This is a genomic window from Microbacterium esteraromaticum (assembly GCF_016907315.1).
Lineage (GTDB): Bacteria > Actinomycetota > Actinomycetes > Actinomycetales > Microbacteriaceae > Microbacterium > Microbacterium esteraromaticum.
Map to the genome: position 1 here is coordinate 2972947 of NZ_JAFBBS010000001.1, position 25767 is coordinate 2998713.

28 protein-coding genes and 1 tRNA gene are annotated in these 25767 nt (G+C 68.4%); 13 read left to right on the forward strand and 16 right to left on the reverse strand.

The window, feature by feature from the left end; translation table 11 throughout:
- Positions 1–73: 73 nt before the first annotated feature.
- The 6 genes from JOE67_RS14100 to JOE67_RS14125 all read right to left on the reverse strand — a co-directional run bounded on the left by JOE67_RS14100 (position 74) and on the right by JOE67_RS14125 (position 5965).
- Complete coding sequence (locus JOE67_RS14100) at positions 74–805, reverse strand: ABC transporter ATP-binding protein (protein ID WP_204977098.1); 732 nt, start codon at positions 803–805, stop codon at positions 74–76.
- Positions 806–882: 77 nt separating this feature from the next.
- Positions 883–1680, reverse strand: coding sequence for an ABC transporter ATP-binding protein (locus JOE67_RS14105; RefSeq protein WP_204976153.1), 798 nt, complete (start codon positions 1678–1680; stop codon positions 883–885).
- On the reverse strand, positions 1677–2543 hold the full coding sequence (locus JOE67_RS14110) for an ABC transporter permease (protein ID WP_204976154.1): 867 nt from the start codon (positions 2541–2543) through the stop codon (positions 1677–1679). The genes JOE67_RS14105 and JOE67_RS14110 overlap by 4 nt, the downstream gene beginning before the upstream one ends.
- A complete protein-coding gene (locus tag JOE67_RS14115) occupies positions 2543–3496 on the reverse strand; it encodes an ABC transporter permease subunit (RefSeq protein WP_204976155.1) in 954 nt (317 codons plus the stop codon). The genes JOE67_RS14110 and JOE67_RS14115 overlap by 1 nt, the downstream gene beginning before the upstream one ends.
- On the reverse strand, positions 3493–5019 hold the full coding sequence (locus JOE67_RS14120) for an ABC transporter substrate-binding protein (protein ID WP_204976156.1): 1527 nt from the start codon (positions 5017–5019) through the stop codon (positions 3493–3495). Before JOE67_RS14120 ends, JOE67_RS14115 begins: the two co-directional genes overlap by 4 nt.
- A 34-nt stretch (positions 5020–5053) precedes the next feature.
- A complete protein-coding gene (locus JOE67_RS14125; protein WP_204976157.1) occupies positions 5054–5965 on the reverse strand; it encodes an alpha/beta fold hydrolase in 912 nt (303 codons plus the stop codon).
- 187 nt (positions 5966–6152) lie between these two features.
- Between JOE67_RS14125 and JOE67_RS14130 the strand changes: the two genes are divergently transcribed.
- Positions 6153–6857, forward strand: coding sequence for a tyrosine-protein phosphatase (locus JOE67_RS14130; RefSeq protein ID WP_204976158.1), 705 nt, complete (start codon positions 6153–6155; stop codon positions 6855–6857).
- A gap of 50 nt (positions 6858–6907) precedes the next feature.
- The gene (locus JOE67_RS14135; protein WP_204976159.1) at positions 6908–7357 is read left to right on the forward strand and encodes an SIP domain-containing protein; all 450 of its coding nucleotides are present in this window, start codon (positions 6908–6910) and stop codon (positions 7355–7357) included.
- Here the strand turns inward: JOE67_RS14135 and JOE67_RS14140 are convergent.
- Genes JOE67_RS14140 through JOE67_RS14155 form a run of 4 tightly spaced genes read right to left on the reverse strand, consistent with a single transcriptional unit; the run spans position 7336 to position 11512 of the window.
- Positions 7336–7818 carry a Fe-S oxidoreductase gene (locus tag JOE67_RS14140; protein WP_204976160.1) on the reverse strand — a complete coding sequence of 161 codons (483 nt, stop codon included), beginning with the start codon at positions 7816–7818 and terminating at the stop codon, positions 7336–7338. The genes JOE67_RS14135 and JOE67_RS14140 overlap by 22 nt on opposite strands.
- Entirely contained in the window at positions 7815–8621 is an 807-nt protein-coding gene (locus JOE67_RS14145; protein WP_204976161.1) for an arginase family protein, read from the reverse strand. Before JOE67_RS14145 ends, JOE67_RS14140 begins: the two co-directional genes overlap by 4 nt.
- 58 nt (positions 8622–8679) lie before the next feature.
- Positions 8680–9420 carry a PspA/IM30 family protein gene (locus JOE67_RS14150; RefSeq protein ID WP_204976162.1) on the reverse strand — a complete coding sequence of 247 codons (741 nt, stop codon included), beginning with the start codon at positions 9418–9420 and terminating at the stop codon, positions 8680–8682.
- A 52-nt stretch (positions 9421–9472) separates the two neighbouring features.
- Positions 9473–11512 carry a TPM domain-containing protein gene (locus JOE67_RS14155; protein ID WP_204976163.1) on the reverse strand — a complete coding sequence of 680 codons (2040 nt, stop codon included), beginning with the start codon at positions 11510–11512 and terminating at the stop codon, positions 9473–9475.
- A gap of 123 nt (positions 11513–11635) precedes the next feature.
- On the opposite strand from JOE67_RS14155, the gene JOE67_RS14160 reads away from it, so the two are divergent.
- The 8 genes from JOE67_RS14160 (at position 11636) to JOE67_RS14195 (ending at position 16162) form a co-directional block, all read left to right on the forward strand.
- Positions 11636–12475 carry a DUF3097 domain-containing protein gene (locus JOE67_RS14160; protein WP_204976164.1) on the forward strand — a complete coding sequence of 280 codons (840 nt, stop codon included), beginning with the start codon at positions 11636–11638 and terminating at the stop codon, positions 12473–12475.
- A 59-nt stretch (positions 12476–12534) separates the two neighbouring features.
- Positions 12535–13260 (forward strand): tRNA (guanosine(46)-N7)-methyltransferase TrmB, encoded by a 726-nt coding sequence (gene trmB, locus JOE67_RS14165; protein WP_204976165.1) that lies wholly within the window; start codon positions 12535–12537, stop codon positions 13258–13260.
- Entirely contained in the window at positions 13257–14123 is an 867-nt protein-coding gene (locus JOE67_RS14170) for a CPBP family glutamic-type intramembrane protease (RefSeq protein ID WP_204976166.1), read from the forward strand. Before trmB ends, JOE67_RS14170 begins: the two co-directional genes overlap by 4 nt.
- A gap of 88 nt (positions 14124–14211) precedes the next feature.
- Entirely contained in the window at positions 14212–14820 is a 609-nt protein-coding gene (locus JOE67_RS14175; RefSeq protein WP_204976167.1) for a hypothetical protein, read from the forward strand.
- Between the two features lie 6 nt (positions 14821–14826).
- The gene (locus JOE67_RS14180; protein WP_204976168.1) at positions 14827–15201 is read left to right on the forward strand and encodes a hypothetical protein; all 375 of its coding nucleotides are present in this window, start codon (positions 14827–14829) and stop codon (positions 15199–15201) included.
- A 65-nt stretch (positions 15202–15266) separates the two neighbouring features.
- Positions 15267–15339, forward strand: a tRNA-Arg gene (locus JOE67_RS14185).
- A gap of 73 nt (positions 15340–15412) precedes the next feature.
- On the forward strand, positions 15413–15628 hold the full coding sequence (locus JOE67_RS14190; protein WP_204976169.1) for a hypervirulence associated TUDOR domain-containing protein: 216 nt from the start codon (positions 15413–15415) through the stop codon (positions 15626–15628).
- 3 nt (positions 15629–15631) lie between these two features.
- On the forward strand, positions 15632–16162 hold the full coding sequence (locus JOE67_RS14195; RefSeq protein WP_204976170.1) for a DUF488 family protein: 531 nt from the start codon (positions 15632–15634) through the stop codon (positions 16160–16162).
- Here the strand turns inward: JOE67_RS14195 and JOE67_RS14200 are convergent, their stop codons facing one another.
- The 6 genes from JOE67_RS14200 to JOE67_RS14225 form a co-directional block, all read right to left on the reverse strand.
- Positions 16163–16957 (reverse strand): SGNH/GDSL hydrolase family protein, encoded by a 795-nt coding sequence (locus JOE67_RS14200; RefSeq protein ID WP_204976171.1) that lies wholly within the window; start codon positions 16955–16957, stop codon positions 16163–16165.
- A gap of 129 nt (positions 16958–17086) precedes the next feature.
- The gene (locus tag JOE67_RS14205) at positions 17087–17998 is read right to left on the reverse strand and encodes a carbohydrate ABC transporter permease (protein ID WP_204976172.1); all 912 of its coding nucleotides are present in this window, start codon (positions 17996–17998) and stop codon (positions 17087–17089) included.
- Positions 17995–19017: a carbohydrate ABC transporter permease gene (locus tag JOE67_RS14210; RefSeq protein ID WP_204976173.1), complete on the reverse strand. Its 1023-nt coding sequence runs from the start codon at positions 19015–19017 to the stop codon at positions 17995–17997. Before JOE67_RS14210 ends, JOE67_RS14205 begins: the two co-directional genes overlap by 4 nt.
- Before the next feature lie 3 nt (positions 19018–19020).
- A complete protein-coding gene (gene ngcE, locus JOE67_RS14215) occupies positions 19021–20439 on the reverse strand; it encodes an N-acetylglucosamine/diacetylchitobiose ABC transporter substrate-binding protein (protein ID WP_204976174.1) in 1419 nt (472 codons plus the stop codon).
- A gap of 81 nt (positions 20440–20520) precedes the next feature.
- Entirely contained in the window at positions 20521–21273 is a 753-nt protein-coding gene (locus JOE67_RS14220; RefSeq protein ID WP_204976175.1) for a sugar isomerase domain-containing protein, read from the reverse strand.
- Positions 21270–22202 carry an SIS domain-containing protein gene (locus JOE67_RS14225; protein ID WP_204976176.1) on the reverse strand — a complete coding sequence of 311 codons (933 nt, stop codon included), beginning with the start codon at positions 22200–22202 and terminating at the stop codon, positions 21270–21272. Before JOE67_RS14225 ends, JOE67_RS14220 begins: the two co-directional genes overlap by 4 nt.
- A 112-nt stretch (positions 22203–22314) precedes the next feature.
- On the opposite strand from JOE67_RS14225, the gene JOE67_RS14230 reads away from it, so the two are divergent.
- From JOE67_RS14230 to JOE67_RS14240, 3 genes are read left to right on the forward strand one after another with little or no spacing between them, the layout of a single operon-like run.
- On the forward strand, positions 22315–23298 hold the full coding sequence (locus JOE67_RS14230) for an N-acetylglucosamine kinase (RefSeq protein WP_204976177.1): 984 nt from the start codon (positions 22315–22317) through the stop codon (positions 23296–23298).
- A gap of 32 nt (positions 23299–23330) precedes the next feature.
- Positions 23331–24992 (forward strand): arginine--tRNA ligase, encoded by a 1662-nt coding sequence (gene argS, locus JOE67_RS14235; protein ID WP_204976178.1) that lies wholly within the window; start codon positions 23331–23333, stop codon positions 24990–24992.
- A 4-nt stretch (positions 24993–24996) separates the two neighbouring features.
- A complete protein-coding gene (locus JOE67_RS14240) occupies positions 24997–25764 on the forward strand; it encodes an LmeA family phospholipid-binding protein (RefSeq protein ID WP_204976179.1) in 768 nt (255 codons plus the stop codon).
- Positions 25765–25767: the final 3 nt, after the last annotated feature.

Below are 25767 nucleotides of genomic sequence, written 5' to 3' on the forward strand. Positions count from 1 at the left end.
GAGCGAGGGGCATTTCGGTATACCATAGCGAGAAATGGTATACCGCGCGAGCGCTATTTCAGGATGCGGATGATCAGGCCCTCGGTATCACCGGAACTGCCGCGAGCAGGCGCTTCGTGTAGTCGTCGGCGGGATGCTGCAGGACGGCGGCTGTGGCTCCGTGCTCCACGATGCGGCCGTCCTTCATCACGGCGACGGTGTCACTGAGGTGCTGCACGAGTCCGATGTCGTGCGAGACCGTGATCATCGTCAGGCCCTCCTCGACGCGCAGGCGCGAGAGGAGGGCGAGGATCTGCGCCCGCACAGTGACATCCAGCGCTGACATCGGCTCATCCCCGATGAGGATCCGCGGGCGGTGCACGATGGCGCGTGCGAGCGCTATGCGCTGACGCTGGCCGCCGGAGAACTCGTGCGGATGGCGATCGGCCATGTCCGCGTCGAGGCCGACCTGAGCAAGCACCTCGCCCACGCGCGCGCGATGGTCCCCGGGGATGTCGAGAGCCCACAGCGGTTCGGCGATGATCTGTCCCGCGCTCATCCGGGGATCGAGTGACGCGTACGGGTCCTGGAACACGAGCCCGGTCTGCCTGCGCAGCCAGTGCAGCGACCTGGCTCGCGCGGTGGCATCCACCTCCCGGTCGTCGACGACGACCCGTCCGCTGGTCGCACGGTCGAGCCCGAGCAGCAGGCGCACGAGCGTCGATTTGCCCGAGCCCGACTCGCCGATCAGCCCCAGCGATTCCCCCTCCGCGATCGCGAGGTCGGTCGGATGAAGCGCCACGCTGGTGCGGGCGCGTTCGAACATGGTGCGGCGACGCACGGGGAAGCGGCGGCTCACTCCTTCGGCGACGATGAGCGCGCGGCCGGCGTCGAGGGGGAGGGTCACGATGCAGTCCCTTCGTCATCGGCGCGCCACAGCGTCACGACGGCGTCGCGCAGCAGGGCCTGCGTCACCGGAGAGGCCGGCGCACTCAGCAGCGTCGAGACGGGAGCCTGCTCGACGACGCGACCGTGCTCGAGCACGACGCCGTGGGTCGCGACCTGTGACAGCACCGCGAGGTCGTGCGTGATGAACACGAGCGACATGCCCTCGTCGGTGACCAGTCCCAGCAGCAGCTTGAGCACCTCGGCCTGGATCGTGACGTCGAGCGCCGTGGTCGGCTCATCGGCGATGAGCAGCCGGGGTCTGCAGGCGAGAGCCATCGCGATCGCGACACGCTGTCGCTGACCGCCGGAGAGCTGGTGCGGGTAGCGATCGACGATGGATGCCGGATCGGGGAGCTGCACGCGGGCGGCCTCGGCGACGGCCCGCTCGCGCGCCTCTCGTCGGCCGACACGCTCGTGGATGCGCACCGACTCCGCGATCTGCCGCCCGACGGTGCGGATGGGGTTGAGCGCGGTGCGCGGCTCCTGGAAGACCATCCCGATCTCATCGCCGCGCAGACGCGCGAGCTCGCGATCCGGCATCCCCACCAGCTCGACGCCGTCCCACCGGATGCTGCCGCTGACCTCGGCGCCTTCCGGGAGCAGGCCGAGGATCGCCAGCGCCGTCATCGACTTGCCGGAGCCTGACTCGCCGATCAGGCCGAGGCGCTGACCGTCGGAGACGGCGAACGACACGCCGTCCACGACGCGCGCGCCGTCGATCTCGACGACGAGGGAGTCGACCTCGAGGCTCATGCCACCACCTCCGGGACGTGCACCTGCGCCGATCGGCGCGAGAGCGTCGGGTCCGTCGCCTCGCGCAGCGCGTCGCCGAGCAGATTGAGTCCGAGCACGGTGAGGGTGATGGCGACGCCGGGCCAGACGACCGTGAGCGGATGCACACCGATGTAACGCTGCAGGTCTGCGAGAAGCGTGCCCCATGACGCCTCCGTGAGGGATGCGCCGAATCCGAGATACGACAGGCCGGCCTCGGCGAGCACGGCCACCGCCATCGACCACGACAGCTGAACGATGAACACCGGCGCGATGTTCGGGAGCAGGTGGCGCACGAGGTTCTGGCCCGCGGTGAGGCCGGAGGCGCGCCCCGCGAGCACGAAGTCGCTCTGCTGCACCCGGCGCAGCTCGGGTCTGGTGACCCTGGCGATGCTGACGCCGAAACCGATGCCGACCGAGAAGACGACCACCCACAGCGATCCGCCCCACACCGCGGAGATCATCATGGCGATCATCAGCACGGGGAAGGCGATGAGGATGTCGACCAGCACCGCCACGCTCTCGCGAACCCAGCGCGCGGTCAGTGCACCGAGAGCGGCGAGCGAGATCCCCACCAGCGTGGCGACGGCACCGGCGCCGACGGCGACGAAGGCCGTGGTGCGCGCTCCCGCCATGAGCAGGCTGAGGATGTCGCGCCCCGTGCCGTCTGTGCCGAGCACATGCGGCCATCCGGGCGCTGCCCAGCGGCCACGCACATCCGACAGCATGGGGTCGAACGGCGTCCAGAAGACCGAGACCGCAGCGACCAGGGCGATCGCGAGCACGACCAGCACGGCGAAGCGGCCGGTCCACGACGACAGCAGGGCGCGCATCCAGCGAGGCATCAGCCTTCCTCCGCTCTCTGCCGGGGATCGACCGCGTGGTGCACGAGGTCGACGACGAATCCGATGACCAGCACGAAACCGGTGAGCACGAGCAGTTCGCTCTGCACCTTCACCAGATCGCGCGTGCCCACGTCGGCCACGAGCATGCGGCCGATGCCTGGCAGTGTGAAGAGCTGCTCGATGACCACCGAGCCGACGACGATGCCGGCGATCTGCACGCCCAGCACCGTGACGATCGACAGACCGACGGCGGGGATGCCGTGGCGGATGAGGGCCTGGCGCCGTGTCAGCCCCTTGGCTGCCGCCGTGCGGACGAAGTCCTGCCCCGCGGCCTGCAGGGTCGCACTGCGCACGAACCGCATGAGCATCGCGCCCTCGACGACGCCGATGGTCAGCGCGGGCAGGAGCAGCGACTCGAAGGCCTTCGCCGGCGTCGCCCATCCTGAGCGGGGGAAACCCTGCGCCGGCAGCCAGCCCAGCCTGTGAGCGAAGACGACGACGAGCATCATTCCTGCCCAGATCACGGGCACGGCGGCGAGGGTCTGCGCGCCGATGCTCAGCGCGGTTCCGCCAGCGCGCCCGCGCAGGAGGGCGGAAAGAACCCCGAGCGGCACGGCGATGAGCAGTGCGATGGCCAGAGCCATGAGACCGAGCGGCACGGTCACGCGCGACTTCTCTGCGAGCTCGGCCCCCACCGATGCCCCGCTGAGCTGCGAGGTGCCGAGATCGCCGCGCAGGATGCCTGCGATCCAGTCGCCGTACTGCGCGAGCAGGGGCTTGTTGAGCCCGAGTGATTCGCGCAGGGCCTCCACGGTCTGCGGATCGGCCTGTGTCCCCGCGATCAGCTGGGCGACATCGCCGGGGAAGACGCGGAGGGTGAGGAAGATGATCGCGCTCGAGACAAGGAGCCCCGCGATCAGCAGGGCTCCTCGAGTCAGCGCGTACCGGATCACTCCGCGGACTTCGTCACGCCGGCGAGGTCGATGCGCGAGTTGATCGAATCGGTCGGAAAGCCGGAGACCGCAGCGGTGTGGGCGGTCAGGGTCGCGCCGTTGTACAGCCAGTCGGCGGCGTGGTCCTCCGACACGAGGCGGGCCGCCTTCTTCAGCAAGCCGGCGGACTTGTCGGGGTCGATCTCGGTCTGCGACTGCTCGTACAGCTTCTGCACCTCGGGGTTGTCGTATCCGAAGTAGTAGTCCGGGTTCGCGAAGTTCACGAAGTCACGAGGCTCGACGTGCAGCACGAAGCTCAGTTCGTAGTCGTGGTTGGTGTAGACGTCCTCGAGCCACGTCGGGAACTCCACGCGCTTCACCTCGAGTGAGACGCCGACCTTCGCGTAGTCCGACACGAGCACCTGGGCCGCGGTCGTGCCGTAGAACGAGGGGATGGTCAGCGTGAGCTCGAGCTTCTCGTGGCCCGACTCCTTCAGCAGCTTCTTCGCCTTCGCGGGATCGTAGGGTGCGACGTCGCTGAGGTCCTCATACCCGGGGTCCAGCTCGGGGATCGGCCCATACAGCGTCTGCCCGGCGCCGATCGCCTCGACGAGGGCCTCGTGATCCACTGCGAGGCGCAGCGCCTCGCGCACTCTGACGTCGTCCAGGGGGGCCTTCGCGTTGTTGAATGCCAGAGTCGCCTTATCGGTGGTGCGACCCGTCGTGACCGTGAAGTCGCCGGTGCCCTCGAGCTGCGACACGAGGTTGGGGTCGACCGCGGTGAGCACGTCGAGTGTGCCGTCGAGCGCCGCGTTCACGCCCGCAGTGAAGTCGGGGATGTACTGGAAGACCACCTCGCCGATGGTCGCCGCATCTCCCCAGTAGTCGTCGAAGCGGTCGAACGTGATGGCGCTGCCTTTGGCCCAGCGCTCGAGCGCGAACGGGCCTGTGCCGTTCTCGGCGGTCTTCAGGTCCGTCGTGTCGCCCTTCTTGAAGACCAGGCCGGCGGGCCCCGTGAGGGTGAACAGGAAGTTCTGATCGGGCTTGGTGAGCGTGATCGTCACGGTCTGGGCATCCGGCGCAGTGATGGAGGCGACGTCAGCGAACTCGGCGTGGCCCTGCACGCTCGCGTCGGACTTGACCGCCTGGTATGAGGCGACGACGTCGGCCGAGGTGAGGGCAGTGCCGTCGTGGAAGGTGATGCCGTCGTTGAGCGTGAAGGTGTAGATCAGCCCGTCGTCCGAGATCTCATATGCGCTCGCGAGGCGCTCCTCGATGCCGTTGTCCTGAGTGCGGGTGACGAGTCCTTCGTAGATGTTGTCGACGAGCACCTGCTCGAGCGCGGCACCGCTCGTGTGCCGGATGTCGAGGTTGGTGGGCTCGAGCACGAGTCCGACGGTGAGGGTCGCGTCGGGCTCTGCCGCGACGGATGCGGTCGGCTTCGGCTCACCGGACGGGGAGCACGCGCTGAGGGCGAGGGCGCCGACGGCGAGCAGGCCCACCGCGGCGAGTGCGCCGCGGCGTCGGGGGTATGGTGCAGACACGGGTTGTCCTCTCGAGGGGAAGCGGAACGCGCGGTCAGCGCGTTCCGCGGATCAGTGCGCCGGTGGCGATGGCGGCAAGTGCGGCGGGTGCGGTCTCCTGCACGTTGTGGCCGGCGTCCACCATGACGACGGCGGCCTCCGGCAGATGCTCGGTGAAGGCCGCGACATCGGCATCCTGAAGGAAGCCGCGCTCTCCGCGGACCAGTGTGACGGGCGCGGAGACGGATTGGAGCGGCATCCACGGGTCGGCGCCGGATGCCGAATGCGCCGCCTTGAGCGAGTCGAAGGCCGATCCGATGATGTGAGCGAAGTGATGCTTCCACTCGACCCGCCCGTCGGCTCGCACTCTCGTGTTGAAGAACACGCCGCGCTCGGTGTCGCTTCGGCTGCCGCCGAACCCGAATTCCTGGGCGCGGTCGACTGCGTCGTCTCGCGAGGCGAAGTCGGTGACTGCGTAGAAGTCGCGGAGGATGGCGGGCGCAGCGTCGGTGTCCAGCCCGGGAACGATATCGACCAGCACCAGCTCGCGCACGAGTTCGGGATGCTCGGACGCGACGCTCGATGCGGTCAATCCGCCCAGCGAGTGCCCGACGAGCACCTGCGGACGTGATGTCCAGACGGTCATCGCGCGGGCGACGTCGTCGGCGAGGACGGCGGGGGAGTAGTCGAGGTCGTCGCGCCAGGATGAGTCGCCGTGTCCGGCGAGGTCGATGGCGAGCACTGGTCGTTCTATGAGCAGCGCGACCGTGTCCCAGGTGTGCGCGTTGAGCCCGGCGCCGTGCAGCAGGGTGACCTCCGGCTCGCCGCCGCCGAACAGCAGGGCGCTGAGCACGCGGCCGTCGGGCAGGGTGAGAGCGATACGCTCTGCGGAGGGCGCACGGGTGCCGAGGGCCTGCGCCTGGGCGGGCAGGTAGCGGAACTCGCTGTCGTCTTGGACCACGGGCATATTCTGCTCTGATGGCGCCGACACAGGAAATGCGGGACCAATCTGCATGTCTTTCGGCGTCACGAAACACGAATGTGCTTACATTTTCGATGATCTAGTACGCAATCTGCATTTCGCCTGTTCTCGTGGCGATGTCCGAGTGGACATAGGGTGGACGTATGGCACACCTGCGGATCCGAGGTCGCGCATGACCGTTATCGACGTAGACGGCGTCGCCAATGTGCGCGACGTGGGCGGTATGCGCGCCGGTTCATCGCGTGTGCGCTCCGGCGTGCTGCTGCGCTCGGGTCACCTCGCTCAGCTGACCGCGCAAGGCAGTGCGGTGCTGTGCGAGCGTGTACGACACGTGGTCGACCTGCGAGATGACGTTGAAGTCGAGCGGGAGCCCTCCGCCCTCATCGGCGTGCGGACGACCCGCATCCCGCTCTTCCTCGGATCGGTCGGATCGTTCTTCGCGCAGAACATGGATCTGGCGGCGATGTACCGCCATCTCGTCGACGAGTCGGCGCCCCGCTTGGTCGAGGCGGTGCGCGTCATCGCGGCAGGCGAGCCGACCCTCGTGCACTGCACGGTGGGCAAGGACCGCACCGGGGTCACGGTCGCGCTCGCGCTCAGCGCGGTCGGCGCCGACCGGGATGCCGTGATCGCCGACTACGCACTCACCGCCTCGCAGCTGCCGCCCGAGCGCAACCGGGCCATCGTCCAGTACCTGCGCACTCATCTCCCCGATGCGACGAATGCGGTGCAGCTCGCGACCGAGTCGCCGGCGCCGGTCATGGCTGCGCTGCTCGCCGACATCGATGAGCGTCACGGCTCCGTTGCCGACTATCTGCGTGCCGCGGGGATGAGCAGCACAGAGCTGGATGCGCTGGCCTCAGCGCTGCTCGAGTGACGAGCCGGTGAGGTTAGGCAACCCTATATCGGTGATAGAGTGGATGCATCATGAGCACCACGCAGACGTCCGCAGGCAGCCGTGCCGCGCGTCGTCCGCAGGTGCAGCACCTCATCACGGCCGACGAGCACTCGCTCGCCGATCTCGAGCTGGCCCTCGCCACGCTGCCGATGTGCGCCGTGGGCCGCGTCTTCATCGAGGTCCCCGAGCAGTCTGATGTGGGTATCGTCGTGGCTCCGCCCCGCATGACCGTCACGTGGCTTCCGCGCGCCCGGCGTCAGGCTGCGCCGCGTGCGGTCGGAGAGGCACTCACCCGGGCGGCTGTCGCATGGTCCGACGAGATGCTCTGCGACGGCTCCGCAGAAGGGCTGCGCACCGAGGCCATCCTTCTCGGCGGGTGGCTGAGCACGGCTGACATCGCCGAGCACCTCACCGCTGCGCATGCTGTGCCCGCAGAGGCCATCCAGGCTCCCGAGAGCTACGGCCTGTCGCTCGACTGAGCAACGCTCCTGCCACCGCGGCTGCGTGCCGCCCGCTGCACGTAGCCGCCGTCCTCGAGGCCCGCTTCGACCTCGAACCTGTTGCGCAGCGGATCGCGCCCCGCGAACAGGTACAGCACGGGCATGAGAAGGCCGTAGCGCCGCCATTGACGTGTGTGAACAGCCTCATGCCTGAGAACGGCGTCCGACGGGGCGCGGTCGCCGGTGAGGAAGCAGGCTCCGACGCAGACGCCGCCTCGCGCGTACGACCACCCCGGCAGTCCGCGGAACACCCAGAGTCCCTCTCGCCGCTCCACGGCACCCGTGCTCCACAGTGAGCCCCACACCCAGCCGACGGCCGTGCCCCACCAGAAGCCGACACGGCTGATGGGCGAGTCGAGCAGCACCGAGGGGATCAGGCGGTCGAACCTGCGGCCGCGCTCCAGGGCTGTCTCTGCATCTGCTCGCCAATCGACGCTCATGCCACCGCGCCGATCAGGCGCAGGATGGCGCCGAGATCGAGAACGGCGTCGGCCGGGCTGCGTGGCGCGAACCCGGCGATGGTCGCGCCCGCCAGCGGCACCTCATCGCGGAGCGTCTTCAGGGCAGCGGCGAGACCGGCGGCGCTGACACCGAACGGCGCTGCCTCCGACACGCCCTCGAACTCGGCGGGGTCGAGCACGTCGACGTCGATATGAACCCACACGCGGCTCGCCCCGGTCGCGCGGACGGCGGCGGCGACGGCGCCGGCGTCGTCGAGCGCTCCGGGGGCCAGCTGGGTGATTCCGTGCAGGGCATCCTGCTCGCCCGAATCGATGCTTCGAGCGCCGAGCAGGACCACGCGCTCTGCAGGGATCCCGGGGGAGAGCACGAGCTGCGGTTCGCCTTCGCCCATCAGCGCACGCAGCGCCATGCCGGCGAAAGCACCGGAGGGGGAGGTGGCGGGCTCGTTCAAGTCGGGATGGGCGTCGCACCAGAGCACCGCGAGGTCGGAGGTGTCGAGAGCTGACAGCGCGAAGACGCTGACGCTGCAGTCACCGCCGACGACGACCAGCGGCTCCTCCGCGGCGGTGACCTGGCCGGTCACCAGCTCTCGCGTGCGCAGCAGCGCGCTCAGACGGCGGATGCCCGTACCGAGCGAGTCTCCTGCTTCGAGGGGAACATCGAGCACGGTGGTGTCGCGACGCGGCAGGTCGCCGGCGATCGCTGCGGCGCCGTCGGTGAGCAGCATCGCGCGAGCCGACGGCGAGCCCTGCCACTGCGGAACGATGAGGAATCGGGTCATGGTCTCTCCGGAGGGAGAAGGCGGGGTGGATGCCGGCCGGCGGCACCCACCCCGGATTTCACTCTGCTTCGAGGGCGGCCCGCGAGGTGCCGCCCGACTTGAGCTCAGCGAGGCGGGCCTCAACCTCGGTCAGCTCACCGAGGTCCTCGAGGCTCTCGAACTGCGCGTCGAGCGACGAGGCCGCGATCTCGGCCTTGCCCTGGGCAAGAGCCTCCTGGCGGCGGATCTTGTCTTCGAAGCGGCCCAGCTCGCTGGTGGGGTCGAGCACGTTGATCGAGCCGATCGCGTCCTGAACCTTGGTCTGAGCCTCGGCGACCTTGGCGCGGGCCAGCAGCTCGCTGCGCTTCGTCTTGAGCTGACCGAGCTTCTCCTTCATGCCGTTGAGGCCGCCCTTGAGCTTCTCGACGATCTCGGTCTGAGCGGCGATCTGCGGCTCGGCTGCCTGTGCTTCGCGCTCCTCGCCGATCTGGCGCTGCAGCGCGATCTTCGCGAGGCTGTCGAACTTGTCGGCATCGGTCGTGTTGCCGGCTGCGCGCAGTTCGTCTGCCTTGCGGCTGGCTGCCAGCGCCTTGTTGCCCCACTCGCGTGCAGCGCGGACGTCCTCTTCGTGGTCGCGCTCGAGCAGGCGCAGGTTGCCGATGGTCTCGGCGATGGCCGACTCCGCGTCGGCGATGTTGTTCGTGTAGTCGCGGACGAGCTGGTCGATCATCTTCTGCGGGTCCTCGGCCTGGTCGAGGAGGGAGTTGATGTTCGCGCGGACGAGGGTCGAGATGCGTCCGAAGATTGATTCCTTGGCCATTGTGGTTCCTTTCGTCAGGGAAGAAGCGTGTCAGGGTTGTCAATGCGGGAGATCAGAAACGGCCACCTCCGCTGCGTCCGCTGCGTCCACCGCCGCTGCGTCCGCCGCCGCCGAAGCCGGAGCTGCGGAAGCCGCCGCCTCCGCTGGAGCGCCAGCCACCGCTGCGTGACGAGCCGCCGCCTCCGGAGAGCAGGCCGCCGATGATGCCGCCGAGGATGTCACCGGCGAGTCCAGAGTCGGCGCGTGCGCGAGAACCGCCGCCGAACAGGCCGCCGTCCCAGCCGCTGTCGTCGTACTGGCTGCGTGGAGCCTGGTACATCGCCACGTCGTTGCGGGCCTGCCCGCCCGCCTGGCGGATGAGCTGAAGTGCGCGATTGGCCTCCGCCAGCGCGGCCGGCTCGTCGGCGGACTGCAGCGCGATCGCCTGATTGAGCGACGCCTCGGCCTGCGCCAGACGCGTCCTGGCGTCGGGGCCGATCGTGCCGCGCCTGGTCTCGATGAACTGGCGCGTCGACGCGATCTCCATGGCGGCCTGATTGATGGTCTGCACGAGCAGCTGGCTCTGCCGACGGGCATTCTCGGCGCGTTCGCGTGCTTGCGCGATCGCCGTGTCGATCTGCGTGTTCGCGGCTGTCAAGGCGTCCAGTGCCCGCTGCGGGCTCCGGCGTGCGCCGGTGATGCTGCTCTCTGCCTGCCGCACCTGTGCGTCGACCGACGACACGATCGCCGTGATGGCACCGTCGGGGTCGGGCAGCTGCCTTGCGGTGGAGAGGTCGTTCTGCAGCTCGACCAGCAGGGTGCGCGACTGATTCTCGGCTTCGGCGAGCTGAGCGCCCAGCGCCGTGATCGCGGTCGCGAGCTGGCCGGCCTGAGCGACCGCCTGCTCTGCGGTGCGGATCGCGAAGGCCGCCCTTCCCGTCTCGCCCGACGCGATCGCCGCACGGGCCGCCTCGATCGAGCGGTCGGCGAGCGCCACGCGCTCCTGCGCCTGGGCAGGGTTGTCGATGACGGTCGCTAGCGCCTGTTCGTCGTACTCGTCCGCCAGCGCTGCGAGAGCGTCGGCGGCCGGCGTGATGACCCCGTCCACGGCCGCGCGCTCACGGCGCACCCTCTCGAGTTCCTGCGGGGCGTTCTGCTGCAGCGCGCGTAGCGCATCGAAGGCCTCGGTGTTGTCGTCGAGCATCGCGTCGATCTCATCGCAGAGGCCGATGATGCGGATGTGCCAGGCACGCCGGTCGTGCACCGAGTCCTCGACCTCGTCGTCGAGCTTCTGCTTGAGGTCGAACGCCTCTGCCATCTTCGCTTTCGCGGCCTCGATCACCTCGGTGAACCCGGCCGTAGCCTCTTCACCGAACTGGGCGATGGCGAAGCCGAGCTCCTCTCGGCTCGACGTGATCGCGTCATCGGCACGAACGATGGCGGATCCCGCCTGCGTCTCCACCTGGTCATCGGTCAGGGTGGAGAACGGGTCGTCCGGGTCGGGATGCTCGGGCATGGCTCCTCGGGCGCGGATCGCTGCTTCACGGCGCCGCCTGGCCATGAAGCGGATCACCAGCCAGACCACGGCGATCGCGGCGGCGACGCCGACGAAGATCAGCACGCCCCGCATGAGTCCTGCGCCGCCGTCGCCCTGGATCTCGTCCGCGGCGAGCAGCACGGCGCCATCCCAGTCCTCCTGGCCGAGGAGGGGCTGGATCTTCTGCTCGATGTCGTCGAGTCTGCTGTCGCTGAGCGGGCCACCGGAGGCGGCCGAGATGTAGTACGCGCGCTGCTCGACGGCGACGGCCAGCAGGTACTGCTCGGGTCCCAGGTTGTTGCCGGTGGCGACCTGATCCGCCCAGGCGACGCGGTCGGACGGCGAGGTGAACTCGTCGACGAACACGACGTAGAGATCGGATGAGGAGTTCTGCGCCAGCTGCTCGAGTCGGGACTCGACGGCGTTCTCCTCAGAGGACGACAGCACGCCCGCGTGATCCGTGACGTGGCCTGGGTCGAGCTGGACGGGATCCGTAGCGGACGCCACGGAGGCGGTGGCGATGCTCGCGGTCGCGGCCAGCAGCAGTGCGGCCGCAGTCAGCCACCGATTCCTCATAGTGATCCCTCCGACCGGCAGCCGTGCCCCCATGGGACGAGTCTATGCACTGGGCCGTGGCGACGACAGCACCGGCGGCGGGTTCGCCGTTCGCCCTCAGCGCAGACGCATACGCTGGAGGGCATGGACGACATGTACGGCTCAGACGTGCTCGCAGACGGCTGGCGCCAGCGCGGCGTCGCGAAGACGCCCGAGGTCGCCGCCGAGAAGGACCTCGTCGTCGAGGTCGCGCAGGACGGCTACTGCGGTGCGGTGACCCGAGTGGAGGCCGGCATGGTCGAGCTCGAGGACTGGAAAGGCCGTCGGCGCAGCTTTCCGCTGGGCGGCGGCTTCATGATCGACGGCAGGCCGGTGAAGCTCGTGGTGCCGGCCGCCAAGCAGGCAGGACCGCGCCGCACGGCATCCGGGTCCTTCGCGGTCGCCGACAGCCGCGCCCGCACCGCGCTGCCCAGCCGCATCCTCGTCGAGGGACGCCATGACGCTGAACTCGTCGAGAAGGTGTGGGGCGCAGACCTGCGGGTCGAGGGCGTGGTCGTCGAGTACCTGAAAGGCCTCGACCTGCTCGACGAGCTGCTCGCCGAGTCACCGCCATCGACCACGAGACGCTACGGCGTCCTCGTCGACCACCTCGTGCCTGGCTCCAAGGAGACCCGCATCGTCGAGCAGATCATGCGCGGACCGCACGGGCGCCATCTGAAGATCGTGGGGCACCCCTACATCGACGTCTGGCAGTGCGTGACGCCCGCAGCCATGGGCATCCGCGCCTGGCCGACGATCCCGCGCGGCACCGACTGGAAGACGGGCATCTGCCGCGCCTTCGGCTGGCCCGCCGAAGACCAGACCGATATCGCGCACGCATGGAAGCGGATCCTCTCCCGCGTCACCACCTACCGTGACCTCGAACCGGCGCTGCTCGGCCGCGTCGAGGAGCTGATCGACTTCGTCACTGAGCCGCGGCGATGAGCGGCCGGTCGCGGGGCATAGCGTCGGAGTCGACGGGGCGGCGCCGGTATCCTGAAGGGATGCCTGAACCCCGCACCTTCCGCGATGAACCGGTCTCGTTCGTCCGCCGCAGCGGCCGCATGTCGGAGGGCCAGGAGCGGGCGTTCGAGGAGCACGCACCCTTCTACCTGCTCGACGTGCCCCGCGACGTGGCGTTCACCTCCGTGCATCCGGATGCGCGGCTCGATGTGGCGGCCGAATACGGTCGCACGGCACCGCTGATCGTCGAGATCGGCTCTGGCCAGGGACATGCCATCATCGCCGCCGCGTCCGCGGCGCCGGAGACCGACTTCCTCGCGGTCGAGGTGTTCAGAGCAGGACTGGCCCGCACCATGCTCGACGCCGACAATGCGGGCGTCCGCAACCTGCGTCTGATCGAGGCGAACGCACCGGAGGTGCTCTCGACCTATCTTCCCGAGGGCTCGGCGGCCGAGGTGTGGATCTTCTTCTCGGACCCGTGGCACAAGAAGCGCCACACGAAGCGGCGGCTGATCCGGCCGGGATTCCCGGCGACCGCGGCGCGGGCGATCGCCGATGGCGGTCTGCTGCGCCTGGCGACCGACTGGGAGGACTACGCGCTGCAGATGCGTGAGGTGCTCGACGGCGCGCCGGAGTTCGAGCGCGCTTTCGAGGGCGAGTGGGCCGAGCGCTTCGACGGCCGGGTCATGACCGCCTTCGAGCGCAAGGGCATCAGCAAGGGACGCGAGATCCGCGACCTCACCTATCGGCGGGTGCCGCGGGTGTGACGAAGTCCACCTGGCACAGCATCCCGCCCGCCGCGCTCGTCTGCGCGGCCGCGCCGGCCTTCTTCGTGCTCGGCTGGACGTGGGTCGGATGGCTGCTGCTCGCCGCAGGGATCGGTGCGGCCGCGCTGGTCGAGCGCGGAGCGGAGCGAACGGTGACCGTCTTCGCCGGAACGCGCCCGGACTGGGCGGTCGGTGAGCGACGTGCGCCCTCGCTCACGCGAGACCTGTCGCTGATCGGGATCGGGATGCTGATCGTGCACGCGATCTCGCTCGAGGCGAAGCTCGATGACCTGTCGATGGTGCGCTTCACGCTGGCACTCGGGGGAGCGGTGCTCGTGCCCTATCTCCTGTCGCGCTTCGTGTTCCGCGACCGCGCGATCTCGTTTCCGTGGCGCACGCGCCGCCGATGGACGCGCTGGCAGTGGATCTGGCTGTTCGCCGTGCTCGTGCTCGGCTGGCTCATCCTGCCCTACTACTTCATCACGAGCGGCGTCTACCAGAACTGGCCGGTCGTCGACACTCCTTCGCTGATCGCGCGACTGTTCGTGGGCGTCGGCGCGGTCGGCATCTGGGACGAGCTGTTCTTCATCTGCACGGTCTTCGCCCTGCTGCGCAGGCACATGTCTGCCGTCAACGCGAACGTGCTGCAGATGATCGTGTTCGTCTCGTTCCTGTGGGAGCTCGGGTACCGGGCCTGGGGGCCCGTGCTCACGATCCCCTTCGCGCTGCTGCAGGGGTGGATCTTCCTGCGGACGCACTCGCTCGCCTACGTCGTCACCGTGCACCTGCTCTTCGACGCGGTCGTGTTCGCTGTGCTCGTGCACGCACGCAACCCCGGCCTGCTGCCGTTCTTCCTCGTGTGATGCCCTGCGCCGTCATGGGCAGGACTGCCCATCGCGGCCCTCGACGGCGGTCGATAGCCTCGGTCTGGTCGCACGTAGAGGAGGACGCATGTCGATCAAGCCGGTGATCCGCGAGATGCGGCAGGCCGTGATGCACGGCATGGGGCATGCGAACCTGCGTCTGCACCACCTCGCAGACAACCTGGGTGATCACATGGACACCGTCGTCCGCGAGGTGCGCGAGATCGACGACCTCGATGCCGTCTCGCGCGGCTGGCTCAAGGACCGCAAGCTGCGAAAAGGTGAGAAGACCGACGTCGGCTGGCACTTCCTGCCGGAGAAGGACCGAGAGTTCTCCTCCGACGTGCCCTCCTACAAGGGCGAGTACGTGCTCGACCTGCACGGCGCGCCGAACCAGGTGCAGGGCGGCGACGGGAACATGCTCGATGCTGAGCAGTTCGCCGCGCTCGTGAAGAAGCGCACCGATTGGGACGGCGAGACGCCGATACGCTTGTTCTCGTGCCACACCGGTGCAGACCCCGATGGTTTCGCCCAGCAGCTGTCGAACCACCTCGGCGTCGACGTCACCGCGCCGACGAAGCCGGTGTGGTCGCGAAGGAACGGCGAACCCTTCGTGACCGACATCGACCCCGTGACGGGTCGCCCGGTCAAGCCGCACAACGGCACCTGGGTGCTGTTCCAGCCGAATGGAGAGTGAGCGCAGATGGTCAGAGAAGTCTCGGTGTTCCAGCCGGACTGGGTGCAGAGCCCGTCGCAGCTGCGACCCCCGCTGAACGACGAACGGCTGTCTCCTGAAGAGACCGAGCGCATCGGCGCCTACCTCGAATCCGGCGCAGTGGTGATGCATACCACCGCGCGCGGCATCGACGTGCTGGCCGACGACGCGCCGGTCGTTCCCCTCACGATCAGGACCGACGGGGAGTTCGTCTGGACCGGCCCCGTAACCTATTACGTGCAGAACTACGGTGTCGCACCAGACGCGGATTTCCTTGCGCACGTGCGCGAGCGCGACTACGTGCCGCGCGTGCCCACTGACGACGAGATCGACGCAGCGACCGCCCTGTTCGCCGACGACTGAGCGACGCGCTGCGGCCTGCCGACGTGCATTCGGCGGGCTTCGCAACTGGTAGGCTCGACCGGTACGCCTCCGTAGCTCAGCGGATAGAGCGCCGGTTTCCGGTACCGTAGGTCGCAGGTTCGATTCCTGTCGGGGGCACACTCATCAGAAGACCGCCCATAGGGCGGTCTTCTCTCATTTCCGGCAGCTCGATGATCGAGAGGAGCACCGGATGGCCAGACGATACGAGGTTGGAGACCACGTCAGCTGGAACTCCGAGGCGGGCCGGGTGCGCGGGCGGATCATGAAGGTCCACACCGCCGATTTCGAGTTCATGGGTCGCACCCGCCGAGCAGACGACGACGAGCCGCAGTACGAGATCAAGAGCGACAAGACCGGGCACGTCGCAGCGCACAAGGGGAGTGCTCTGACCCTCCTGAAGGGCTGAGCGGTGATCCTCACCGTCGGCCACTCCACGCATCCCTTCGACGAGTTCGCGGATCTGCTCTCGCGCGCACAGGTCGGCGCCCTCGTCGACGTGCGCCGACTGCCTGGTTCGAACAGGTACCCGTGGTTCAACGAGGATGCGCTCACCGCGTCCCTGCCTCGCAAGGGCATCGTCTACCGGCGCATCGAGCAGCTGGGCGGACGGAGGAACGTGCAACGCGACGTTCCGGATGAGGTCAATGCGCTGTGGCGCAACCGCAGCTTCCACAACTACGCCGACTACGCGATGGGCGAAGAGTTCGGGGAGGGGATCACCCGGCTGCTCGCCCTGGATGATGCCGCCACCGGGCATGTGGCCGTCATGTGCTCCGAGGCGGTCTGGTGGCGCTGCCATCGCCGGATCATCGCGGACAGCCTGCTGGCGCGCGGCATCGCCGTCGGCCACCTCATGCCAGACGGCAGGGTGAGCGAGGCTGCTCTCACGCCCGGAGCCGTGGTGAAAGACGGTGCGGTGGAGTACCCGGCGCGCGAGTGACTACTTGGCGGGCTTCGGCTTCGCGCCGTCGGCCGCGGTCACGGGGGCTGTGCTGAAGCGTTCGAGCGCGCCGGCGACCTTGTCGGCGAGATAGGCGTGCCCCGCGTCGGTGGGGTGCTTGCGCCCCGCGCCGACGTCGATCAGCTGCAGGTAGTTCGCATCGGTGATCCAGTTCTCCTGCACGGGGGAGATGTACCACCAGCCCCTCGACGCGGCGAGACTGCCGAGATCGCGGTCGATGCGTGCCGTGGACGCGGCCACCGGGAGCTCATGCGGTGCGGGACCGAGGATGACGACCGGCGTCTCCGGGTACTTTGCGACCACAGCATCCCAGACCGCGTTGACGGCAGCGGGGTAGGCCGCAGCATCCGACCGACGATCGTTGATCGATCCCTGGAGGATGATGAGGTCGGGGTCGATCCACTTCTCCAGCGCCGCCACACGTGTGAGGAAGTCGGGGCCGTCGATGCCCGGCTTCTGGTAGCCGCTGCCGCGCACCCCGCGCACGACGGTGTCTCCGTCTATCAGCCCCGCGAGCCGGTGCGCGTATCCGTTGGTGGGCACCGTCGCGGCTGAGCCGTACGTCCACGAGTCGCCGAAGATCAGAACCTCCGGGTCTTCGGGGAGCGTCAGGGCAGCCGGGGAGATGCCGTTCTCGGCGGCGGCGACCGGAGCGGTCTCTGCAGGCGGCAGCCAGGGACGGGCGATGCCCAGGGCGACGGAGGTTGCGACCGCGAGCGCGCCCGCGATTGCGAGGGCCGTGCGGCGCCGTCGGGTCGGCGGGAGCAAGGTCATGAGAAGAGCGTAAGCGAACGCGCAGGATGCTGAGTTCCAGCGAGGTCACAGTGCGACAACGCTCGTTCTTGTGACATGACGATCGCCCCCTCGCGCCGAGGCGGGAGGGGGCGATCGGAGAGCGGATGCCTACTTCGAGGTGCCCTGAGCCACCGAGCCCTGCAGCTGGCGCTGGAAGAGCACGTAGACGACCAGCACCGGGATGATCGTGATCATCACCGCAGCGAACATCTGGCCGAAGTCGAGGGCGTAGCCGGCCGATGAGGCATAGGCGGCCATACCCTGCGACAGCACCCAGTTGTCCTTCTGGGGGTTCAAGGCGACCGGGAGCAGGAACTGGTTCCACAGTCCGAGGAAGTTCATGATCGCGACTGCGGCCATTCCGGGCTTGGCCATCGGCAGCATCACCGTGAAGAACGTGCGCCACTCGCTCGCACCGTCCATGTACGCGGCTTCCTGGATCTCGTACGACAGGGACTTGAAGAACGAGAAGAGGAAGAACACGGTGAACGGCAGTGCGAATGCCACGTAGGTGATGATCAGGCCGAACAGCGAACCGAGCAGCTGCATGTTCTGCAGGATCATGAACAGGGGCACGATCGCGAGGAAGACCGGGAACGTGAGGCCGGCCAGCATCAGGTAGTAGATGATCCTGCTGCCCGGCACCGAGAATCGGGCCAGCACATAGGCGCACATGGCGCCGAGGATCATCACCGAGACCAACGCTACGCCGACGACGATGACTGTGTTGAGGAACATCCCGCCGAAGTTGTTCTCGACCCAGGCGCTGATGTAGTTGTCGAGGTTCCAGTTCTCCGGCAGCCCGAACGGCGACGCGAAGATCTCCTTCGTGGTCTTGAAGGAGCCGAGCAGCGTCCACAGCATCGGCAGGATCACGACGAGCGACCAGATCGCCATCACGACGTGCGAGGTGATGCCGACGGCCTTGTCGCCTGCCGTCGACTGGACCCCTACCTGAGGCGGGCGCGGCGTCGAGCTGCGACGGTTCACGGTCACGGCCGCGCGGGTGTCGGTGCTCATGAGCGTCCTCCTTCGTCCTTGCCGCCGATGAGGCGGAACACGCCGATGATCAGCGCTGCGAACAGGAGCGTGATGATGGCGAGCACCACTCCCATGGCCGTGGCGAGACCGAACTGGCCCTTCTCGAAGGCGGTGCGGTACAGGTACTGGCTCATGACCAGGGTGCTGTTGCCGGGGCCGCCGGTCGAGTTGAGGCCGGCCATGTAGACGAAGGCGTCCAGCGCCATGATGCCGAGGTAGATGTATGCGGTCTGCACGTTGTCTCGGATCTGCGGGAGCAGGATCGAGATGACGGTGCGCCAGCGGCCGGCGCCGTCGATGCGGGCGGCCTCGAGCGTCTCAGCCGGGATGCCCTTGATCGCGGCGATGAACAGGATCATGTAGAAGCCCACCATGCTCCACACGATCACGAAGATCGTGGCGCCCATGGCGGTGCGCTCGTCGCCGAGCCAGGAGGGCTGCTCCGTGACGCCGAAGAGGCCGAGCACGCCGTTCAGCAGGCCACCGCTGGGCGTGTAGATCATGTTCCAGAGGATCGCGATGACGATCGCGGGGATCACGTACGGGAAGAACGAGATGACGCGGTAGAAGCTCGAGCCCTTGAGCCCGCGCACCTGACCGTGACTCGGGCCGCCGACCGTGATCATGCTCGCGAAGATCAGGGCGATCACGATGGTGATCAGCGGCACCACCAGCGCGAGGACGATGTTGTTGCGCATCGCCTGCATGAAGGTGGGATCGTTCAGCAGCCTCACGTAGTTGTCGAAGCCGACGAAGTCCATCGTGTCCGAGAACCCCGTCCAGTTCGTCGACGCGTAGTACAGCGCCTGCGCGAACGGGGAGATCACGAAGATCAGGAAGATCGCCAGCGGAAGCCCCAGGAAGACCAGGAGGAAGGAGACATAGTCGAATGTCAGCTTGCGCCCGCCGAGGCGGAGCGACCTGCGTCGCCCCGCCCCGGCCGCGACGACCGCGGCTGTCTCCAACCCCGGTCCACCGCTGACGGTGGAATTACTCATGGGTCACTTGATCTCGATCTTGGTGACCGAGCTGTCGTTCGCGATCTTGTCGGTCAGTGCCTGCAGCTGCTTCGTGATCTCGGCGACCGTCATCTTGCCGTCGAGGAACGAGTTCCAGATGGGCAGCTGGTCGGAGTTCATGCCGTACAGGTTGAACGACTTGATGGTGAAGACGTTCTCGCCCGCCGACGCCAGCAGCTCGGACTGCGACACGAGGGCGGTCGAACCGAAGCCATCGGCAGGAACGGTGTCCTTGACGATGGTCGGAGCGAGCTTCGCCTTGGCGAACGCAGTGGCCGACTCCTTCGACAGCATCGTGCGCAGCAGCTCCTTGCCGCCGGCCGGGTTCTTCGCCTTGGACGGGACGATGAACGGCTCGCCGGCCTCGGCGCGCATGGTGCCCTTCGGCGTGGTCTGCTTGTCGTCGAGGGGGAGTTCGGCGATGCCCTTCATCTTGAAGTTGTCGGCTGTCGTCTTCTTCATCTCGTTCTCGATCCACGAGCCCGACGGGTACAGCAGGGCCTCCTGGTCGAGGCTCCACTGCGACTGCGCCTGCGTGAACTGCGTGCCGCCACCGCCGGGCTTGACGTAGCCCGACTTGATGAGGTCGTGCAGGATCTCGAGGATGCCCTGGACGGCCGGGTGCGACCATGCCTTCGGGTCGAGGTTCTCGAGCGGCAGACGGAAGTCGTCACCGGCCTGGATGACAGCGGAGTCCACGACCATGGTCTGGTAGTAGGTCGCCGCCTCCTTGCCCCAGAGGAAGAGGTACTTGCCCTTGGCCTTCGCCTTCTCGCCGAGCGCCTTGAGGTCCTGCCACGAGGTGGGGACGTCCCAGCCGTTCTCCTCGAACAGGCTGGACGAGTACCAGATCCCGTAGACGGTCATGACGTAGTTCAGCGCGACGAAGCGGCCGTCGAACGTACCGGGAGCCTCGACGCCGCCGAAGAGCGTGTCGCGGATCTTCTCGCCCTCGAGGTTCTCGGAGTCGAGCACGTCGTCGAGCTCCTCGAGCTGCTCGAGGATGGTGTTCCATCCGATCGAGTTGGCACCCGAGTTGTCGATGAGGTCCGGCGGGTTGCCGCCGACGAAACGGGGCTGCAGCTCCTGCGCGATCTTCGTGGACGACGAGACCTTCACGGACACGCCGTCGAGGTTCTTGTTGCCCTCCATGATCTTCGCGGCGCTCTCGACGTAGTCGATGCCGTAGCCGCCGTCGAAGATGACCGCGTCGACCTTGGCGTTGGCTGCGACGCCGAACGGGTTGTCGGCGCTCTTCTCTCCGCCGCCGGTGTTTCCGCCGCCTCCGCCGCCCGGCGCCGCGCACGAGGCGAGGGTCGCGCCGAACGGCAGCAGGATCGCTGCAGCGGCTGCGCCGCGCAGCAGGTTGCGACGGCTGATGGATGCTTCGTTGAGGTCCATCTCATTACCTTCCGTAGTGATTGATCGGTGTTCAGGGTCGGGTTCGTTGACGAGCTCAGGAACCCAGGTCGAGCTCGGAGGTCAAGCTCCCCGTCGCATTCGGCCCGCGTAGCGGTCCTCAAGGACGGAGTTGTGCTCATCGCCGCCGGGGATGTTGGCGGAGATGTACATCGGTGGGGTCTCGCCGCGGTCCGCGATCGTGCGCGCGACGCCGAGCGTCAGCAGCTGCGCGATGAAGGCGGCGGTGATCGATGAGATCGCGCCGGCGCCGATGCCGTCGGCGACCTCGAGGGTGGCGTCGCCGTACGGTGCGAGATTGTCGATCACGACGTCGGCGACCTCGCTGAGGCGCTTGCCGCTCGGATGCTTGGGCTCGACACGGGCGGTGTGCTCGAGGCTGGTGACGGCGATGACGGAGTGGCCGCGCTCCTTCGCCCACAGCGCAGTGCCGACGATCGAGCCGTTCACGCCGGAGTTGGAGGCGATGAGGAACACATCGTGCTCGTTGACCGGAACTGTCGCCATCAGCTCGTCGACCACCCATGGCTCCCTCTCGAGGGAGCCGGTGAGCACCTCGACCTCGCGGTCGCCGTGCATGACGATGTCGCGGAGCGCGAAGCGGTTGGTGGGGATGAGGCCTCCGGCGCGACCTGCGATCTCCATCGCGAAGGCCTCGGAGTGTCCGGTACCGAAGGCGTGGAGGACTCCGCCGCAGTCGAGCGCGGTGACCATGAGCGCGATCGCGGGGTCGAGGGCGCCCTGCTCGGCGTCCGCGGCCAGTCGTTCGAGACGGGTCGTCGCTTCATGCAGCAGCGCGGTAGGGGTGGCGCTCATCGGTTCTCCTGGGTGCCGGGGGCGGGCTTGGTGGTGCGCGGTGCGCGGCGGTGCGGGGCCACGGCCATCGCGCTGGCGGCGAGGCGGGTCGATGCGACGCCGAAGGTCTGCTGCGCGGCGAGCACGTAGAGCAGGTCGAGCACGAGCAGCTGCGAGTGCTTCACCGAGAGGTCGTCGGGGCGCAGATAGGCGGTCGGCTCTGCTGTGGCGAGCGAGATGTCGGCGAGGGCGGCCAGAGGCGACTCAGCGTCGTGGGTGATGGCCACGGTGAAGGCGCCCGCGGAGTGCGCCTGGGAGAGCATCTGCACGGTCTCCTCGGTGCGACCGGTGCTCGATATGCCGATCGCGATCGACGACTGGTCCTGCAGCACCGCGCTGGTGAGCCCGTCGTGCACGTCCGACCAGCTGTGGGCGTTGACCCCGATCCGGTACAGGCGCCCCTGGAACTCGCGGGCCATGACGCCGCTGCCGCCGACGCCGTAGATGTCGACGTGGCGGGCGGCCGTGATCGCATCGGCGGCGCGCAGCACCGAGTCGAGGTCGAGTCGGGTCGCCGTGCTCTGCAGGCTCTCGACGTGCAATGACAGAAGGGTGTTGAGCACCTTGCCCGGCTCGTCCGATGCGCTCAGCTCGCGGCCCATGTCGGCCTGCCAGCTCTCGTCCGCGTCGCCGCGGCCGATCTCCGAGGCGACCCCGACGCGGAACTGCGTGTACCCGTCGAAGCCGAGCGCTCGGCAGAACCTGGTGACGGTCGCGGCAGAGGTTCCGGCCCGGTCTGCGAGCTCGGTGATGGTCAGCTCGACGGGGGCGGCGGGATGCTCGGTGACGACGTCGGCGATCTTGCTCATCGCTGCGGGCATCGCGCGTCGACGGTCTGCGATGCGCCGTGCGATCGTCAGGCCGTTGCCGATGTCCCGGGTCCGTGGCACCATTGCCTCCAACTTCTTCCGCGGTTCCGGGCGAGTGCTCTCGCCCGGCGATCTCCGTTGCAATGAAAACTATTCTCACGCGACGAAAACGTCAAACAGGACAAGATCACAAATGAATCACGAACCGCTGCTCGTCGGCGTCGACGCCGGGGGCACATCGACCCGGGCTGTGCTCACAGACCCCGCAGGTCGCTGTCTCGGCTACGGCGTCGGGGGCCGGGGAAACCCCATCTCCGCCGGCCCCGATCGAGCCGCGGCCGGTGTTCTGGATGCGATACGCGGCGCTCTCGCGACCACCGGGCGCGATCTCGCCGACGTCGACGTCATCGTGCCCGCCATGGCCGGCATGCGGGCATCCGGTGGCGGCGACTGGCTCATGCAGCGGCTCGCCCCCGCGGGGTTCCGGGGGACTCTCCGCTTCGAGTCCGACCTCCTCGCGGCGTATTTCAGCGGGGCGGCGGCGCCGCTGGGCTACGCGCTCGTCTCGGGTACGGGCGCGTGCGTCATCCGCGTGCAGGACGGCCGCATCGACGGTGCCGGTGACGGCCTCGGATGGCTGCTCGGCGACCGGGGGAGCGGGTTCTGGATCGGCCACGCGATCGCGCGCGCAGCGGTGCAGGATCTCGATGGCACAGGGCCTGCCACCGCCCTCACCGATCGCGTCCTCGCGCACTACGAGCTCGCACGCACCGAGGTTCGCACGGACGGTCGTCAGCTCGAGCTCGAAGAGCTGATCGGCCGGCTGTACGGGCATCCGCCGATCGAGCTCGCCGGTCTCGCCCCGTACGCCTTCGACGTCGACGATGCGGTCGCGCACGGCATCCTCACCTCGGCAGGAGCGCACCTGGCCGACACGCTCTCGGCCGTGCTGGCGGGTCCGGGGCCGGTGGTGATCGGCGGCAGCGTGCTGACCCGCTCCGGTCCGGTGCGCGACGCCTTCCTCGCACGACTCGGGGCCGCCGGTGAAGGCCTGGACCTGAGGTCGGTCAGCGACGGTGCCGTCGGTGCCGCGGTGCTCGCCGTGCGCGCTGCCGGAGGCGCCGCGGACGACGCCGTGCTCGGGCGCCTGACCGAGTCGGTGGCGGCGTTCCGGTAAGAGGTTCTGGCGAGCCGTAGACTTGGCCGTCTATGAACCCTGAAGCTCTCTCCGCCGCAGTCCTCGCCGTTCTCGACCCCATCGCGGTCTCGCTGCGACCGGACGAGCAGCTCGCGCTCGAGGCAGCGGACATCGTGCTGGAGCGCCCGCGCAACCGCGACCACGGCGACTGGTCCACCAACATCGCGATGCGCCTTGCCAAGCGGCTCGGCACGAACCCGCGCGACCTGGCCCAGCGCATCGCCGACGGACTCACGCAGTCCGACGGCATCGCGGGGGTCGAGATCGCCGGCCCCGGGTTCATCAACATCCGCCTCGAGGCGGGCGCCGCCGGCGCGCTCGCGAAGACCATCGTCGACCAGGGCTCCGCCTACGGCACCAACGCCTCGCAGGCGGGCGTCTCGGTCAACGTCGAGTTCGTCTCGGCGAACCCCACCGGTCCGCTGCACATCGGCCACACCCGCTGGGCGGCGCTCGGCGACTCGATCGTGCGCCTGCTGCTGGCCAGCGGCGCCCAGGCGGTGCGCGAGTACTACATCAACGACGCCGGCGCTCAGATGGAGCGCTTCGCGCGTTCGGTGCTCGCCGCGGCGAAGGGTGAGCCGACCCCGGAGGACGGCTATCCGGGTGCATACATCGCCGAACTCGCCCAGCGCGTGCTCACCGCGCACCCCGGCCTGCTCGATCTGCCCGAGGCGGAGCAGCTCGTCGTCGCCCGCGACCAGGCGTACGAGTATCAGCTCGCCGAGATCAAGGCATCCCTCGACGCCTTCAACGTGCCGTTCGACGTGTGGTTCTCCGAGCGCACGCTGCACGCAGACTCCGGGGGCCCGAGCCTCGTCGACCAGGCCGTCGACCGTCTGCGTGCGCAGGGCCATGTCTTCGACGAAGAGGGCGCCGTGTGGGTGCGCACGACCGACTTCGGTGACGACAAGGATCGCGTGATCCGCCGCTCGAACGGCGAATACACCTACTTCGCCGCCGATGCCGCCTACTACCTCAACAAGGGCGACCGCGGCTTCCAGAACAAGATCTATCTGCTCGGGGCCGACCACCACGGTTACGTGCACCGCCTCAAGGCGGTCGCGGGCGCGGCGGGAGAGGACCCCGAGAAGAACATCGAGGTGCTCATCGGCCAACTGGTCTCGGTGCGGGGCGCTCGCCTGTCGAAGCGCGCGGGGAACATCATCGAGATGGACGACCTTCGCTCGTGGATCGGCACGGACGCGCTGCGCTACGCGCTCGAGCGCTCACCAGCGGACTCGCCGCTCGACCTCGATCCCGAGCTGCTGCAGAAGCGCACCAATGACAATCCCGTGTTCTACGTGCAGTACGCCCACGCGCGCACCCACAACGTCTCCCGCAACGCCGCCGACTCCGGCGTCGATCGCTCGGAGTTCGCCCCCGAGCTGCTGACCCACGAGACCGAGAGCGCGCTGCTCGGCGCCCTGCAGGAGTTCCCGCGACTGGTGGCGTTCGCCGCCGAGGTGCGTGAGCCGCACCGCATCGCTCGCTACCTCGAGGAGCTCGCGGGGCTGTACCACCGCTGGTACGACAACTGCCGTGTCATCCCCAAGGGCGACGACCCGATCGAGTCGGTGCACCGCACACGGCTGTGGCTGAACGACGCCACAGGACAGGTGCTGCGCAACGGACTCGACCTGCTCGGCGTCTCGGCTCCCGAGAGGATGTGACCGGATGACGAGCGCATCGTCCGCCAGGCGCAGGGCGCGCTGGCCGTGGGTCGTGCTCGTCATCGTGCTCGTGCTGGCCGCACTCGGGGTGGCGGCCGAGTTCATCGCCCGCTCGGTCGTACCGAGCACCGTCCGCTCACTCGTGATCGACAACCTCGACCTTCCCGCTGACCAGCAGCTCGACGTGCAGGTTCCGGGCATGATGCTCCCGCAGCTGATCGCCGGCACGTTGGACGAGGTGCGACTCGCCTCCGACGAGGTGACTGTGGGCGGGATCAGCGGGTCGGCTCGGGTCACCGCCACTGACGTGCCCGTCAGCGGCGGGGCGCTGGGAGCGGCGAAGGGCACGGTCTCCATCGATCAGGACGAGTTCAGCTCTCTGCTCGACAGTGCCCAGCTGCCGGTCTCGCGCATCGCGCTGGCCGCGCCGAACGCCACCGTCGAGGGCGAGGTCGACCTGTTCGGCCGGCAGATCCCGGTGGGCATCACGGTCACCCCCGGCGCCGAAGACGGGGACCTGCTGCTCACGCCCGTGTCCCTCTCCCTGAACGGCATGGATGTGAACCTCGATGCGGTCTCCGGCATGATCGGCTCGGCAGGCGACACCATCACCCAGCCGCAGCGCGTGTGCATCGCCGACCGGCTGCCCGTGGGAATCACCCTCACCGGACTGCGCATCGAGGGGACCAGCGCCGTAGCCGACATCTCAGCCGACGGTCGGATCACGGTCGACCAGAAGCTGCTCGAGAACGGCACCTGCCCGCGGTCCTGAGCG

Coding starts and splice junctions, on each gene's coding strand:
- JOE67_RS14180 (WP_204976168.1), top strand. CDS start 14,827: ATGGTCAGAGAAGTCTCGGTGTTCCAGCCGGACTGGGTGCAGAGCCCG.
- JOE67_RS14145 (WP_204976161.1), bottom strand. CDS start 8,621: ATGACCCGATTCCTCATCGTTCCGCAGTGGCAGGGCTCGCCGTCGGCT.
- ngcE (WP_204976174.1), bottom strand. CDS start 20,439: ATGGACCTCAACGAAGCATCCATCAGCCGTCGCAACCTGCTGCGCGGC.
- JOE67_RS14220 (WP_204976175.1), bottom strand. CDS start 21,273: ATGAGCGCCACCCCTACCGCGCTGCTGCATGAAGCGACGACCCGTCTC.
- JOE67_RS14160 (WP_204976164.1), top strand. CDS start 11,636: ATGGACGACATGTACGGCTCAGACGTGCTCGCAGACGGCTGGCGCCAG.
- JOE67_RS14155 (WP_204976163.1), bottom strand. CDS start 11,512: ATGAGGAATCGGTGGCTGACTGCGGCCGCACTGCTGCTGGCCGCGACC.
- JOE67_RS14200 (WP_204976171.1), bottom strand. CDS start 16,957: ATGACCTTGCTCCCGCCGACCCGACGGCGCCGCACGGCCCTCGCAATC.
- JOE67_RS14210 (WP_204976173.1), bottom strand. CDS start 19,017: ATGAGTAATTCCACCGTCAGCGGTGGACCGGGGTTGGAGACAGCCGCG.
- JOE67_RS14240 (WP_204976179.1), top strand. CDS start 24,997: ATGACGAGCGCATCGTCCGCCAGGCGCAGGGCGCGCTGGCCGTGGGTC.
- JOE67_RS14130 (WP_204976158.1), top strand. CDS start 6,153: ATGACCGTTATCGACGTAGACGGCGTCGCCAATGTGCGCGACGTGGGC.
- JOE67_RS14150 (WP_204976162.1), bottom strand. CDS start 9,420: ATGGCCAAGGAATCAATCTTCGGACGCATCTCGACCCTCGTCCGCGCG.
- JOE67_RS14230 (WP_204976177.1), top strand. CDS start 22,315: ATGAATCACGAACCGCTGCTCGTCGGCGTCGACGCCGGGGGCACATCG.
- JOE67_RS14175 (WP_204976167.1), top strand. CDS start 14,212: ATGTCGATCAAGCCGGTGATCCGCGAGATGCGGCAGGCCGTGATGCAC.
- JOE67_RS14190 (WP_204976169.1), top strand. CDS start 15,413: ATGGCCAGACGATACGAGGTTGGAGACCACGTCAGCTGGAACTCCGAG.
- trmB (WP_204976165.1), top strand. CDS start 12,535: ATGCCTGAACCCCGCACCTTCCGCGATGAACCGGTCTCGTTCGTCCGC.
- JOE67_RS14135 (WP_204976159.1), top strand. CDS start 6,908: ATGAGCACCACGCAGACGTCCGCAGGCAGCCGTGCCGCGCGTCGTCCG.
- JOE67_RS14205 (WP_204976172.1), bottom strand. CDS start 17,998: ATGAGCACCGACACCCGCGCGGCCGTGACCGTGAACCGTCGCAGCTCG.
- JOE67_RS14105 (WP_204976153.1), bottom strand. CDS start 1,680: ATGAGCCTCGAGGTCGACTCCCTCGTCGTCGAGATCGACGGCGCGCGC.
- argS (WP_204976178.1), top strand. CDS start 23,331: ATGAACCCTGAAGCTCTCTCCGCCGCAGTCCTCGCCGTTCTCGACCCC.
- JOE67_RS14125 (WP_204976157.1), bottom strand. CDS start 5,965: ATGCCCGTGGTCCAAGACGACAGCGAGTTCCGCTACCTGCCCGCCCAG.
- JOE67_RS14140 (WP_204976160.1), bottom strand. CDS start 7,818: ATGAGCGTCGATTGGCGAGCAGATGCAGAGACAGCCCTGGAGCGCGGC.
- JOE67_RS14100 (WP_204977098.1), bottom strand. CDS start 805: ATGTTCGAACGCGCCCGCACCAGCGTGGCGCTTCATCCGACCGACCTC.
- JOE67_RS14110 (WP_204976154.1), bottom strand. CDS start 2,543: ATGCCTCGCTGGATGCGCGCCCTGCTGTCGTCGTGGACCGGCCGCTTC.